The following is a 13,006-nucleotide window of genomic DNA, read 5'->3' as shown; positions in this document are numbered from 1 at the left end:
AACAAGCTTTTAACGATGACGATGGTCACCGCACAGTGAGATTTACAAACCCGACCATTTCACAGCGAGAGCCCGCCACCTCGTAGGTGACGGGCTCGTCGCAGGCATGCGGGCTTACTTGCCGAGTTTGCGCCGCTGCACACGCGTGCGGCGAAGCAGCTTGCGGTGCTTCTTCTTCGACATACGCTTGCGGCGCTTCTTGATCACAGAACCCATAGGGTTTCCTCGCGTTCTCTCTACTCGGCATACACACGCGGTGTCGCGTGCGTCTTCTGGTGTCCGCGCCGCCGGGGCGCACCGGACACCACGAAGCGGTGCCACCGGCAGGCGGACACGAACCGAGTGTTCATGCTACAGCTCGGTCTGCGGGCTGGCGCCCGCGGGTTCTCGACCTGTTCCCTCGATCTTCCCTCCCTACGGGTACTCCTTCGTCGCACCCTCCGGTCAGTCCAGATCGAGGCGGTCGAGAACCTATCCGGCGTCGAAGTAGGACGTCTCCAGGTAGTCGTGCACCGCCTTGGCGTGCACGCGGAAGGACCGGCCAACGCGCACCGCGGGCAGTTCACCCGAGTGCACGAGCCGGTACACCGTCATCTTCGATACCCGCATGAGGGCGGCGACTTCGGCGACGGTGAGAAACTGCGTGCCACCGCCGATCACCGGTTGTCCCTGCGGAGCTCCGGCCCGGGGAGCGGGCGAACCCGATCCACCACCCGACGCCGGGGAATTATTCGCTGACATTCTGTTCGCAGACATCATGGCACCATTGACCTCCGGCACGTCCGCGCCGCCGGCTTCCCCACCGGCGGAACAGACACGCACGTGCTTCTACGAGCTTAGCGGGACCAGTGGGATTACTGCGACGGGTGTGAGAAATCGGTTTTCATCCCGGGTACCCGAACGTCATTCGCTCGACGCGCCGTGTTCGGCGGATCGTTGCTTGGCGGCGTGCAATGCCTCCACGAAGGTCGATCGCAGCGCGCCGCGCTCGAGTTCGCGCAACGCCGCGGCGGTGGTGCCTCCGGGCGAGGTGACGGCCACCCGCAGGTCGACCGCGTTCTGACCGGTCTCCTCGAGCAGGGCCGCCGAGCCGATCATGGTCTGGGTGACCAGCTCGCTGGCCACGTCGCGGGTCAGGCCGAGGCCGACACCGGCGTCGATCATGGCCTCCACGACGAGGAAGAAGTACGCGGGCCCGGAGCCGGAGACCGCGGTGACCGCGTCCATCTGCCCCTCGGGCACGGTGACCACCTTGCCGACGGCCTCGAGCATCTCGCCGACCTCTTCGAGCTGCTCGGGCTTGGCGTAGCGGCCGGGCGAGAGCACGCTCATGCCCTGCCCGACCAGCATCGGGGTATTCGACATCACCCGCACCACGGGGTAGCCCGCGGGCAGCTTGTTCTCCAGGTGCGCGGTGGTGACACCGGCGGCCAGCGAGACCAGCACCTGATCGGCGCCGGTGTCCAGGTCGGCCTTGGACAGGTCGGTGAGCACCGAGTCGACCACATTGGGCTTGACCGCGATCACGACGATGTCGGCGCCGACGACCGCCTCGGTGACCGAGTTGCTCACCCGGATCTTGAACCGCTCGGCGAGCTGGGCGCCACGCGCGGCCGACGGCTCGACAACCACCAGATCCTTGGTCGCCCGGCCGGATTCCAGCAATCCGGCGATCAACGCCTCACCGATCCGACCGCCACCGACCACCGCAATTCTCGTCATGCGGTCCAGGTTAGTGGGGCGGGGTCGGTCAGCGCGCCGCCGGGATCAGTGCCAGCTGGCGGCTCTGCGCCACGACCGCGCCGGTCGAGTCGATGACCAGCTGGTCCTCGTCGAACATGCGCTCACCGACCTCCCTGGCGGTCGCGATGACCCGCAGCCAGCCCGACGCGGGGATGCGGCGCAGGTAGGTGGTCATCTGCACGGTCGGCGACCAGCCGAAGTGGCCCAGGTTCATCGGCACCGGCGGGCTCATGTCGGCGGCCATCATGGCGAAGGCGGCGCGCACGCGCGGATCGGACTCGTCGCCGTCGAACGGGCGCATCCACAGCCGCAGCCGCGGCGCGGCGGTCTCCCCGCGTAGGAACTCCGCCTGACTCGGGTCGATGAGCACCTGCGCGCCCTCGCTGACGTGCACGACCTTGCCCATCGGCGAATCCGGGGTGTAGCGGTGCGCCGCGGCGGTCGGCTCGGCGGGCATGTCGGTGTCGGGGCCGCTCCAGCGGGTGGCCGCGGCGTCGAGGTGACCGAAGGTGAACGCGGTGCGCACCAGGGTGCGGCCGTTCTGGATCAGCTCGGCGTCGGCCAGGCAGATCTGACGGCCCTTCTTGCGGATACGCACCGCGTACTCGACCTCGCCCGGATCGGGAGCGCCGAGGAAGTCGGAGCTGGCCGCGATGGGCGCCATCTGTGCGAGGGACTCGTCGCCCTCGGTGAGCCAGCGGGTGGCCGCGGCGGCGCTGGCGGCGACCATGGTGCCGCCGTGCACCTTGGGACCGATGGTCCAGGTGGGCGCGATGACGCCGGCGTAGCGGCCGGTCTCGGCATCGGTCGTGGTGAGCTCGGTCAGGTCGACGACCTGACTGAACGGCGCGTCGGTCGCGAGTTCTCGCGTCATCGTCACTCCTGGTCGAGGTTCAATTCGTACAGCGTACAAGCAGGGGTGCGCGCGGAGTATTCCCGGCCGCGTGTCCGGGGGTCAGGGCAGGTCGGCGTGGCGCGCGGCCGGGTCCGGGCTCGCGCCGGTGAGGTGCAGGCGGGCGAACTCGAGTGTGCGTGCGAGCAGCGCCGAGCGCTGGGCGGTGGTGCGCGCGATCTGGGTGTTGATCTCGGCGACCGCGTGCCCGGTGAACCCGGTGTGGACCAGGTGCTCGCACAGCTGCGCGCACGGCTGGGTGCCCTCGCCTGGCACCAGGTGCTCGTCGTGCGCGGCGCCGCGGCCGTCGGCCAAGTGCAGGTGCACCAGGCCCGAGCCCATCCGCTCGGCCAGCTCGAGCGCGTCCGCTCCCGCGGTCGCGGTGTGCGACAGGTCGAGGGTGTAGTGGTCGAAACCGATATCGGTGGGGTCGTAGGACGGGCTGAACGCGCTCACCGCGGGGCCGGGCCCGGACCGGCGTTCGAGCCTGCGCACCGAGCCCTCGCGGAACAGCGTGTCCGCGCGCATCGGGAACATGTTCTCCACCGCCACCTTGATCGGGTGATGCGCCTCCAGCTCGCCGACCTGCTCGGCGAAGCCCTTGGCGTAGCGGCGCTGCCAGCGGAACGGCGGATGCACCACCACCGTGTCGGCGCCCAGCGCCTCGGCGGTGCGCACGCTGCGTTCCAGTTTGGCGATCGGGTCGGCGCCCCAGACCCGTTGCGAGATCAGCAGACACGGCGCGTGCACGGCCAGCACCGGCACGCCGTAGCGCTTGGCGTAGGACTGCACGGTCGCGATGTCCTGGCTGGCCGGTTCGGCCCAGACCATCAGTTCCACACCGTCGTAACCCAATTCGGCGGCATACCGGAACGCCGCCTGGGTGTTCTCCGGATACACCGACGCCGTCGAGAGCCCGATCCCGATCTCAGCCCGCGCGTTCCCCACAGCCCACTCCCTGAATTCAGCTGGTACTGAGGAGAAAGGCTAGCGGTCCCAGCGTCACGAAGACGCCTACGACGACGGCGATCACAGTGCTGAAGATGTCGTCGGTGCGCCGCAGCACCCGCACCAGGGCGACCAGACCGAGGATGACGACCATAGCCAGCGCCAGCGCGACCCACGGCAGGGTCTCCCACATCGTCTCGAAACCCTTGAACAGCAACATTCCGGCGACCGCCGCGCCCACGCTCTGCGCGCCCAGGATCATCCACTGTTTGCGGTTGGCGTCCGCGTCGGCGTCGCGTGCGGTGCGCGCACCCCGGCTACCCGCCGAGGCGGTGCCCACCCGGGCGGTGACCCGGCTCGCGCGCGACTTGGCCTGGCGCGCACGCGACTTGGCCCGGCGCGCCACCTTCGAGGCGGCGGCCCTGGTCGCGGCGCGCTTGCCCGCGCGGGTCGGCGCGGGTTCGGCGTCGTCCTCGTCGTCGTAGTAGTCGTCATCGTCGTAGTCGCCGTCGGCGTACTCCGCGTCGGAGTAGTCGTTGTCGGCGTAATCGCGGTCGGCGTACTCGCTTTCGGCGTAGTCGTCGGTGTCCGGGTCGCCGCCCAGCGCGTACACCTCGGTGTGCGCGTCGGCGTCGGGGCCGTGTTCGGCCCGCTGACGCAGCAGATCACCGGCCACCGACTGGCCCGCGAGCAGCGGCTGCTCCTGGCTGACCGGCGACCACGCGGCCGTCGGGAAGCCCCCGCTCTCCGGCGCGGCCTCGGCCTCGGGGCGATGCCTGCGCGCCGACCACGACGGCAGCTTCGACTTCCCGGTGCCCGGCGCGGACCGTCGGCGATCCAGCGCCGGACGCTGTTCGAGGTCGGGGCGCGGCGGGTCCGAGGCGGGAGCGCGGTTGAGCGCCTGAGTGGGACCCGGGTACGGCTGGTCCCCGGCGGGAGCGCGATTGAGCGCCTGAGTGGCGTCCGGGTACGGCTGATCCCCGGCGGGCGCGCGGTTGAGCGCCTGAGTGGGACCCGGGTACGGCTGGTCCCCGGCGGGAGCGCGATTGAGCGCCTGGGTGGCGTTGACGTCCGGGCGCGGGGCGAAGTCGGGCAGACCGGCGAAACCGGGGCCCGGGGCGCCGAAGGGCTGCGGGGGCGCCTCGGCGCCCGGCGCGTAGGGCGCCTCGAAGCCCGTCGGGCCGTAGGCGGGCGGCTGCGGCGCCCACGAGGGTGCGGGCGCGGCGGGGGGCGCGGCGGCTTCCTCGGCGGCCTCGGCGGCCCGTCGGCGCGCGGCCCGGCCGCCGGTGGCCGGGGGCGGCTGCGGCGGCTCGGGGAAGGCGGGGGCCTCGTCCTCCTGGTCGGGCTTGCGGCGGCGTCCACCACCGACCGCGGGGATCGCCCCCGAGCCGAACATCTGCGCGATCTCGGGATCGACAGCCCGGGTCGAGGGCGCACCGAGCCGGAAGGGCCCGCGCCCGTTCGACGGCGTGCCCAGATCGCGGGCCTCGGCGCGGAACGGGCCGAACGGGTCGGCGGCCGGGCGCGGCGCGGCCAGTCCGAGCGGATCACCGGGATCGACGCGCGAGATCGGACCCGACATCGGGGAGAACGCGGGCTCGGCCGGGCCGGGCGGCGGATAGGGGGCGGGCTGGTAGCTCGCGGGCGGGGCCGGTTCGGGCGCGTAGGCCGGTTCCGGCGCGGGCGGCTCCGGCTCCGCGGGCGCGGCGTGCGAGCTGGGACCGGAGCGGACGGTGGCGTTCTCGCCGGTCAGATCGGTGACCGAGAGACCACGGCCGCTGCGCCTGCGCCGCCCGCCGCCCCCGCCGGACGGGGTGGACGCGCCACCGGCGGCATTGCGCGCGAGTAGCTCGGCGACCGATAGCTGTTTGGAATCGTCGTTGCTCATGCGGGCTCCGCTCTCGTCACCGACGCCAGCGGCGGCACGACGGCCGGACCTCCGTTGGGCTCGGCGTCGAGCTTGCGCAGGATGAGTCCCTCACGCAGCGCCCATGGGCAGATCTCGATGCTGTCGAGCGACAACGCCCGCATACTCGCCTCCGCGACCAGTGCGCCGGCCACCAATTGCTGGGACCGGTCCGAACTCACACCCTCCAGCTCCGCGCGATCCGCGGCGGTCATCCGGGAGATGAACGCGATCAGCTGGCGCAGGCCGGAGCTGGTCAGTGTACGGCGCACCCGTGGGCCCGCGGCCGAGGGTGCGGCACCGGTCAGCCGGGCCAGCGAACGGAAGGTCTTCGAGGTGCCCACGGCCAGGTCCGGCTTGCCCGCCGCGGCGATCGCCTTGCTCGGCACGACCAGCTCGGCGTCGAGCCAGTCGCGCAGCACCGCGATCTTGCGCTTGCCCGGCGGATCGTCGCGCAACCATTCCCTGGTCAGCCTGCCCGCGCCGAGCTGCAGCGACAGCGCCACATCGGGTTCCTCGTCGCCGCCGTTGGACAGTTCCAGCGAGCCGCCGCCGATATCGAGATTGATGATGCGACCGGCGCTCCAGCCGAACCAGCGGCGCACCGCGAGGAAGGTCAGCCGGGCCTCGTCCTCGCCGGAGAGCACCTCCAGACCCACCCCGGTGCTGGCGCGGACACGGGCCAGCACCTCGTCGGAATTGGTGGCCTCGCGCAGCGCGGAGGTGGCGAACGGCATCAGTTCGACGCACCGGGAATTGCGGGCCAGATCGGCGAACTCGGCGATCGTGGCGATCAGCCTGGCCTCGCCCTCGGTGGTGATGCGGCCGTCGGCGTCCATGTTCTCCGACAGCCGTAACGCCGACTTCGACGAGCTCATGGGCATCGGGTGTCCACCACGATGCGCGTCCACCACGAGCAGGTGAACGGTATTGCTTCCGACATCGAGAACACCAAGCCGCACACGAATACGGTACTTGGTGATCCGGTACTACAGGCCAGGCGACTGAACTGTTAGCGTCACGAGTTGTGACCGATGGCGCAGCCGGCAACCCCGGGACCGGGCTCCGACCTGGGCGGAAGATGGATCCGAGCCCGGAGGTCGAGCTCGACTTCCCCCGCGAATGGATCGAGTTCACCGACCCAGCAAACGACGAGCACCAGATCGTCGCCGACCTGACCTGGCTGCTGTCGCGCTGGTCGTGCGTGTTCGGGACCCCGGCCTGTCAGGGCATCATCGCCGACCGCCCCGACGACGGCTGCTGCTCGCACGGTGCCTTCCTGTCCGACAAGGACGACCGCAAGCGCCTGGCAGGCGCTGTGAAGATGCTCACACCCGATGACTGGCAGCTGATGGGCGAGGCCACCGAGAAGGGCAAGGTCGTCAAGAAGGGTTACCTCGAACTCGACGAACTCGAGGACGAGCCCGCCCTGCGCACCCGCCGCTACGACGGCGCCTGCATCTTCCTCAACCGTCCCGGCTTCGCCGCGGGCGCGGGCTGCGCGCTGCACATCATGGCGGTGCGCAAGGGTATCGAGCCGCTCGAGGTGAAGCCGGACGTGTGCTGGCAGCTGCCGATCCGGCGCACCCAGGACTGGGTGGAGCGCCCCGACGGCGAGCAGATCCTGCGGACCGTGGTCACCGAATACGACCGCCGCGGCTGGGGTCCCGGCGGCCTGGATCTGGACTGGTACTGCACCGGCTCGCCCGACGCGCACGTCGGCACCCGGCCGGTCTGGCAGTCCTACGGCCCCGAACTGCGCGAACTGCTCGGCGCACCGGCCTACGAGGAGCTGGCCCGGCTGTGCCGCCGCCGCGAGGGCCTCGGCCTGATCGCGGTGCACCCAGCCACCGTCGAGGCCGAGCGCCAGGGCGGGCTTTCCGATCAGCAGGCGTGAAATCCTGGCGGCGAATCGGTTCATCTGCCTGCCATCCGGATGTCACCGAACTAGGGTTGGATTCCCTTTCATGTCCAAGAAAGCACTCTCTCTGGCGACCCTCGTGCTCGGCGCGGGCCTGGCCATGACCGGCGTGGCCAACGCCGAACCCAACGGCGATCCGGCCGCCTACGCCGACTTCACCGCCAGCTTCGTCAACTACACCGACCCGGCGGCCCTCAACGCGGCCGCCGACGGCAAATACATCATCGTGAGCGCGCAGGGCACCTCGACCACCATCGCCTGCCGCGGCAACGGCGCGGATGTGCCGATCTACGACTGCATGCAGGAAGACGCCTACGGCTGGCTGCCGCTGAACAAGATCGACACCCCCCTGGGCGTGGCTTGGAGCGCTCTGTAATTTTGGCGGCTGGCGCCGCGGGGTTTTCGGCCCTGAGGGCCTCACTCCCGAGGGGCGATACTCCGCCTTCGGCGTTACGTCTCGCCCCTCGGGAGCGAGGCGGCCGAAAACCCGGTGGTGGGTTCCGTTCTACGGACCGTTGCTGGTTTCGTTCTACGGTCTGCTCTACGAGGAGAGCCCGGTCTCACATGGGTGAGGCCGGGCTCTTCGGTATCGGGGCCGATGCCCGGTTCTACGCCTCGAGTTTGTAGCCGAGGCCGCGCACGGTGACGAGGTGTTCCGGCTTGGCCGGGTCGGCCTCGATCTTCGAGCGCAGTCGCTTGACGTGCACGTCGAGGGTCTTGGTGTCGCCCACGTAGTCGGCGCCCCAGACGCGGTCGATCAGCTGGCCGCGGGTGAGCACGCGGCCGGAGTTGCGCAGCAGGTATTCGAGCAGGTCGAACTCCTTGAGCGGCAGGGTCACCTGACCGCCGTTGACGTGCACGGTGTGCCGGTCGACATCCATCCGCACCGGCCCGGCCTCCAGCACGCCGTTCTCGCTGCTGGAATCGAGTTCGTCGCCCGCGCCGCGGCGCAGCACCGCGCGGATGCGGGCGATCAGCTCGCGCGCCGAGTACGGCTTGGTGACGTAGTCGTCGGCGCCCAGTTCCAGCCCGACGACCTTGTCGATCTCGCTGTCGCGCGCGGTCACCATGATCACCGGCACGCCGCTGCGGGTGCGCAGCTGCTTGCACACGTCGGTGCCGCTCATGCCGGGCAGCATCAGGTCCAGCAGCACGATGTCGGCGCCGGAGCGGTCGAACTCGGCCAGCGCGGACGGGCCGTCGCCGACGACGGTGACGTCGAAGCCTTCCTTGCGCAGCAGGAATGCCAGCGGATCGGCCAGCGACTCCTCGTCCTCGACGATCAACACACTCGTCATCTGCGTGCCTCCACACCGTTCGCTCGACCAGCGGGGGTGCGCTGGGCGATGGTTTCTCTCGTGCTGAGCTCCGGGCCCGACGCCGTGTCCTCGTCGCCCTCCGTCTCCAGATGGGCGGGGATGCGCAGGGTGAACGTCGAGCCGGTACCCAGCTTGCTCCACAGGGTGATTTCACCGTTGTGGTTGGCGGCCACGTGTTTGACGATGGCCAGGCCGAGTCCGGTACCGCCGGTCGAGCGGGAGCGGGCCTTGTCGGAGCGGAAGAACCGCTCGAACACCCGCTCCTGGTCTTCCTTGGCGATGCCGATGCCGCGGTCGGTGACGGCCATCGCGACGTGATCGCCGCGCAGCGACCGGCTCACCGACACGTGCGAACCCTGCGGCGAGTACGCGATGGCGTTCTCCACCAGGTTCGACAGCGCGGTGACCAGCAGCGTCTCGTCGCCGAGCACCTCCAGCCCGCTGGGGCGGTCGGTGCTGACGGTGATGCCCGCGGCCTCGGCGGTGGTGCGCGAGCGGTCGACCGCCTGCTGCACCACCGTGTCGACGTCGACCACGGCCAGATCGGGCAGCTTCTCGGCGCCCTGCAGACGCGAGAGCGCGATCAGCTCGGTGACCATCTTGCCCAGGCGCCGGGATTCGGCCAGCACGCGCGAGCCGAAGTGCCGAACGGCCTCGGGATCGTCGGCCGATTCCAGCATGGCCTCGGCCAGCAGGCTCATCGCGCCGACCGGGGTCTTGAGCTCGTGGCTGACATTGGCGACGAAATCGCGGCGGGTCGCTTCCATGCGCGCCTGCTCGGAATCGTCGTCGGCGAACAGCACGACGAAGCTGGTCTCCTCGCGGGAGAGTTTGCGGGCCACGCCGCGCACGGCGATCCGCCCGCGGCCCGGCGAGGGGTTCTTGGCGGTGAGGTCGTACTCGGCGGCGTCGCCCGTCGCGAGGACCTTCTCCACCGCCGCCCAGGCGCGCTCGTCGAGCAGCCGGTTGCGCACCAGCCCCAGCTCCTCGGCGCGCGGATTCACCAGCACCACATCGCGATACTCGTCCACCACCGCGATGCCGCTCTCCGAGGCCAGCACGATCAGGTCGAGCACCTGCGACATCGTCAGCCCGGTGTCCTCCTGATTGCGCGCGGCATGGCGGGCATTGACATACGGGATCAGCAGGCCACCGACTGCCAGTCCGACGACAGCCGCGAGGACTGCCAACAGCACCGCCTGCGGAACACTCACATGATTGATCGTACGAGTGCGGGCAGGGGTACCGACGCCGGGTCACAGAAGTTTCGCGCAGGTCACAGCCCCTTGGCACACCGTTCGCCTGCCGTTCACCCACCAGGCACCCACCCCGCCCCCGGGCGTGTCCGCCCGGCGTGTCGGCGGTGCGGGTCCAGGTCAGTCGTCGGGCTCGTCGTCGGCGCCGAGCGCCGAGATCGCCTCGATCAGCCGGTCCTTGTTCGTCGGCTCGATATGCAGATCCCGGAACCGGTGGTAGCTGAGGCACCGGCCGTCATCGCGCACATCGAACCAGGTCAGATAGCGCGATCGGAGACGACACGATCAGCCCGGTCTTGAACGGGCAGCAACGTCGCTTGTTCAGGATCTTCCACGTCTCGAGCTGGGCGAACGCCCGCTGCCGCTGAACCTCCAGTACCCCAACAGCTTTCAGATGGCAGCCGGAAAATGGCTCAGCGAGGTCGATTCCGCGGGCCGGATCCGCGTCGACGAGACCCGGCAGTCCCCGAGCCGGAAGAAGCTCGAGGCGTCCGCGATCGTGGCCGGGGCCCAACGCCGAAAGGCACCCCGCAGGGTGCCTTTCGGTTTCGCAGTCTCGAGTTCGGTTTCGCAGTCTCGAGTTCGGTTTCGCAGCCTCGAGTTACGGAACGAGTTCCGGATTCAGCGTGACAGCGCCGGCCCCGATACCGGCCCCGACGAGCGCACCGATCCCGGCCGCTGGAATACCGGCGATACCGGCTCCGATGGCGGCCCCGATCGCCACACCCGCGACAGCGCCGATCGCGATGGACGGACCGGCGATCACCGCCTGCGCCGCCAACCCGGCGATGAAGACCGGCACGTTGATGAGGCAACCCGTGGTAACGCAGCCCGCGAGCGAGCCGATCAGGATTCCGGCCGCCACTGTGCCGATCCCGATCAAGAATCCGGCACCCGCGCCGATCACACCACCGACGACGGCACCGGGAACAGCACCGACCACCGCCGCGGGAATCCCGGCCGCCGCGGCGCCGACCCCGGCGCCGACCAGCGCACCGGTCCCGACCTTGTCGAGCCCGAGGCTCGGGCCGTCGATGGAAAAGGCCGCCTCCGCCGGATTCGACACAGCCTGGAACGACACCGGGCGGTCATCGAGCCGGACCACATTCTGATCATCGACGGTGAGCGTGTGCCCGTCGATCGTCATCGTCCGATCATCGACGAACGCGATTTCGTGACCGTTGTAGGTCGTGGTGCGCTCGATACTCGAAACCTGCGGTGCGACCGGCGCAGCGGACGCCACATCCGCGCAGGTCACGATGACCGCCAGCGGCAGTGCACCGGCAACGAGCGCCCGGCTGAATTTTCTGGTTGCATGGCGAAGAGCCACGTTTCCCCCCTCGGTAACAAATGGTCGACAGAACGCGATCATTGAATATCACCGAAAGTGGGCGAGCCAAATATTGTGACCCGCCCGACTTTTCCTTTTCAAAGAGTTCTCGATCACAATGAAGACCCCGTGAATCCGGACCTCGTGGCGGGATCATTCGATGGCGGCGAGGAGACCGGGCGCGGAACGGGGGACTGATACCGGGGAGTGAGGGTGGAGTCCTACCCCGGGTCGATGTGGTTGGCGGCTCGGGGTTTCTACCTTCGGGGCATGCGTATTCGAGCTCTCGCTCTCTCGATCTGTACTGCCTCCCTGCTGGTTTCGGTCGGCACAGCCGACGCCGCCCCGGCGGACACCGTGCGCGCTGGTCTCGACGAGCTGATCCGCTCCGGCGCGGTCGGGGCGCTGGCCACGCTCACCGCCGACGGGGCCACCACCCTCACCACGGCGGGCCTCGCCGACGCGGCGTCGGGGACGCCGATCCCGGCGGATCGGCCCGTGCACGTCCGGGTCGGCAGCATCACCAAGACGTTCACCGCCGCCGTGGTGCTGCAACTGGTCGCCGAACACCGCGTCGAGCTCGACGCGCCGGTCGACACCTACCTGCCGGGCCTGCTCACCGGCGACGGGATCGACGGGCGCGTGATCACCGTCCGGCAGATCCTCGGCCACCGCAGTGGCCTCCCCGAACCGGTGCTGCCCGGCATGGACGAGCACCAGGCGGCCGTGCGGGGCCGGACCTTCACCCCGGCACAGGCGGTCGCCCTCGCCCTGCGCAATCCCGCGCGGTTCACCCCCGGCACCCGGTTCGAGTACGCCAACATCAACTACCACGTGGCCGGGATGCTGATCGAGGCGGTGACCGGACACCGCTACGGCGACGAGCTGCGCGACCGCATCCTCACTCCGCTCGACCTGTCACACACCTACCTCCCCGGCACCGGCGAAACCGACCTGCGGACCCCGCATCCGACCGGCTACACGACCGTCGACGGCATCGTCACCGACGAAACCCGCATGGAACCCTCGGTGCCCTGGGCCGCCGGCGCGCTCGTCAGTACGGGCGCCGACCTCAACCGCTTCTACACCGCGCTGCTGGCCGGGCGGGTGATCCCACGGGCCCAACTACGCGACATGCTCGACGGCGTCGACATGGGCAACGGTGACGGCATGTCCTACGGACTCGGCGTCGGCTACACGCAGCTCCCGTGCGGCGCGCGCTACATCGGCCATCTCGGCGACGTCCGAGGCTTCGCCGCCATCGCGGGCGCCACCCCCAACGGCCGAGCGGTGACCATCTCCTACACCGGCACGCCCACCGCCGTGAACCTCGGCGGCCTGCTCACCGGCGCACTGTGCCCGTGACACTTCGTGTCAGCTCAACAGCCTGCTCAGCGCGGCTGATGCCCGGTTTCGGCTGGTTGCCCGGCAGGACACGAGTGTGTAACGTCACACGAGCAAGAACGGCCGCCCGGTGAGCTGGAACTCACCGAACGGCCTGGGTACGAAACAGATAGCAGCTGTTCGCACCGTGGGATGAAATCCTACATGCAACGGCTCGATGCCTCATGGCGTCGGGCCATCGTCGTCATCGGGTGAGGTCTGCCCCGCGCGACGAGCTGACTGTGTCGTGTTCAGGCGTGGCCGCTTCTGCCGGTCGTTATCGGAGAGCCCGACCGAGGGACAGACAG

Annotated in this window: 14 protein-coding genes; 3 read left to right on the top strand and 11 right to left on the bottom strand. The window is 69.7% G+C overall.

What is annotated here, in order from left to right; genetic code table 11:
• Positions 1-114: 114 nt before the first annotated feature.
• The 7 genes from WA675_RS11365 to WA675_RS11335 form a co-directional block, all read right to left on the bottom strand.
• A complete protein-coding gene (locus WA675_RS11365; RefSeq protein ID WP_003402602.1) occupies positions 115-216 on the bottom strand; it encodes a 30S ribosomal protein bS22 in 102 nt (33 codons plus the stop codon).
• A gap of 255 nt (positions 217-471) precedes the next feature.
• Positions 472-741 carry a helix-turn-helix domain-containing protein gene (locus WA675_RS11360; RefSeq protein ID WP_336084211.1) on the bottom strand — a complete coding sequence of 90 codons (270 nt, stop codon included), beginning with the start codon at positions 739-741 and terminating at the stop codon, positions 472-474.
• A 162-nt stretch (positions 742-903) separates the two neighbouring features.
• Entirely contained in the window at positions 904-1,722 is an 819-nt protein-coding gene (gene proC, locus WA675_RS11355) for a pyrroline-5-carboxylate reductase (RefSeq protein WP_336084210.1), read from the bottom strand.
• 28 nt (positions 1,723-1,750) lie between these two features.
• Positions 1,751-2,617, bottom strand: a complete 867-nt coding sequence (locus WA675_RS11350; protein ID WP_336084209.1) for a thioesterase family protein — start codon at positions 2,615-2,617, stop codon at positions 1,751-1,753.
• A gap of 81 nt (positions 2,618-2,698) precedes the next feature.
• Positions 2,699-3,583 (bottom strand): sugar phosphate isomerase/epimerase family protein, encoded by an 885-nt coding sequence (locus tag WA675_RS11345; RefSeq protein ID WP_336084208.1) that lies wholly within the window; start codon positions 3,581-3,583, stop codon positions 2,699-2,701.
• Positions 3,584-3,599: 16 nt separating this feature from the next.
• The gene (locus WA675_RS11340; protein WP_336084207.1) at positions 3,600-5,471 is read right to left on the bottom strand and encodes a hypothetical protein; all 1,872 of its coding nucleotides are present in this window, start codon (positions 5,469-5,471) and stop codon (positions 3,600-3,602) included.
• Complete coding sequence (locus WA675_RS11335) at positions 5,468-6,451, bottom strand: Ppx/GppA phosphatase family protein (RefSeq protein WP_336084206.1); 984 nt, start codon at positions 6,449-6,451, stop codon at positions 5,468-5,470. Before WA675_RS11335 ends, WA675_RS11340 begins: the two co-directional genes overlap by 4 nt.
• A 119-nt stretch (positions 6,452-6,570) precedes the next feature.
• Between WA675_RS11335 and WA675_RS11330 the strand changes: the two genes are divergently transcribed.
• Positions 6,571-7,386, top strand: a complete 816-nt coding sequence (locus tag WA675_RS11330; protein ID WP_336084205.1) for a hypothetical protein — start codon at positions 6,571-6,573, stop codon at positions 7,384-7,386.
• Positions 7,387-7,456: 70 nt separating this feature from the next.
• On the top strand, positions 7,457-7,786 hold the full coding sequence (locus tag WA675_RS11325) for a hypothetical protein (RefSeq protein ID WP_336084204.1): 330 nt from the start codon (positions 7,457-7,459) through the stop codon (positions 7,784-7,786).
• A gap of 232 nt (positions 7,787-8,018) precedes the next feature.
• On the opposite strand, the gene WA675_RS11320 is transcribed toward WA675_RS11325, so the two are convergent.
• From WA675_RS11320 to WA675_RS11305, 4 genes are all read right to left on the bottom strand, one after another.
• A complete protein-coding gene (locus WA675_RS11320; protein WP_278261559.1) occupies positions 8,019-8,708 on the bottom strand; it encodes a response regulator transcription factor in 690 nt (229 codons plus the stop codon).
• Positions 8,705-9,943 carry a sensor histidine kinase gene (locus WA675_RS11315; RefSeq protein ID WP_336084203.1) on the bottom strand — a complete coding sequence of 413 codons (1,239 nt, stop codon included), beginning with the start codon at positions 9,941-9,943 and terminating at the stop codon, positions 8,705-8,707. Before WA675_RS11315 ends, WA675_RS11320 begins: the two co-directional genes overlap by 4 nt.
• 162 nt (positions 9,944-10,105) lie before the next feature.
• Entirely contained in the window at positions 10,106-10,231 is a 126-nt protein-coding gene (locus tag WA675_RS11310; RefSeq protein WP_336084202.1) for a hypothetical protein, read from the bottom strand.
• A gap of 355 nt (positions 10,232-10,586) precedes the next feature.
• Positions 10,587-11,315 (bottom strand): hypothetical protein, encoded by a 729-nt coding sequence (locus tag WA675_RS11305; protein WP_336084201.1) that lies wholly within the window; start codon positions 11,313-11,315, stop codon positions 10,587-10,589.
• 270 nt (positions 11,316-11,585) lie between these two features.
• Here WA675_RS11305 and WA675_RS11300 point away from each other — a divergent pair, with 270 nt between their 5' ends.
• Positions 11,586-12,680 carry a serine hydrolase domain-containing protein gene (locus tag WA675_RS11300; RefSeq protein WP_336084200.1) on the top strand — a complete coding sequence of 365 codons (1,095 nt, stop codon included), beginning with the start codon at positions 11,586-11,588 and terminating at the stop codon, positions 12,678-12,680.
• The last annotated feature ends 326 nt before the right edge of the window (positions 12,681-13,006 follow it).

The organism is Nocardia sp. SSK8 (assembly GCF_037034205.1).
GTDB lineage: Bacteria > Actinomycetota > Actinomycetes > Mycobacteriales > Mycobacteriaceae > Nocardia.
This window is presented reverse-complemented; position numbering and strand designations above follow the sequence as displayed.

Excerpts from the sequence above, each read along its gene's own strand:
- WA675_RS11365 (WP_003402602.1), bottom strand. The coding sequence starts at position 216 with ATGGGTTCTGTGATCAAGAAGCGCCGCAAGCGTATGTCGAAGAAGAAG.
- WA675_RS11360 (WP_336084211.1), bottom strand. The coding sequence starts at position 741 with ATGTCAGCGAATAATTCCCCGGCGTCGGGTGGTGGATCGGGTTCGCCC.
- proC (WP_336084210.1), bottom strand. The coding sequence starts at position 1,722 with ATGACGAGAATTGCGGTGGTCGGTGGCGGTCGGATCGGTGAGGCGTTG.
- WA675_RS11350 (WP_336084209.1), bottom strand. The coding sequence starts at position 2,617 with ATGACGCGAGAACTCGCGACCGACGCGCCGTTCAGTCAGGTCGTCGAC.
- WA675_RS11340 (WP_336084207.1), bottom strand. The coding sequence starts at position 5,471 with ATGAGCAACGACGATTCCAAACAGCTATCGGTCGCCGAGCTACTCGCG.
- WA675_RS11330 (WP_336084205.1), top strand. The coding sequence starts at position 6,571 with ATGGATCCGAGCCCGGAGGTCGAGCTCGACTTCCCCCGCGAATGGATC.
- WA675_RS11325 (WP_336084204.1), top strand. The coding sequence starts at position 7,457 with ATGTCCAAGAAAGCACTCTCTCTGGCGACCCTCGTGCTCGGCGCGGGC.
- WA675_RS11320 (WP_278261559.1), bottom strand. The coding sequence starts at position 8,708 with ATGACGAGTGTGTTGATCGTCGAGGACGAGGAGTCGCTGGCCGATCCG.
- WA675_RS11300 (WP_336084200.1), top strand. The coding sequence starts at position 11,586 with ATGCGTATTCGAGCTCTCGCTCTCTCGATCTGTACTGCCTCCCTGCTG.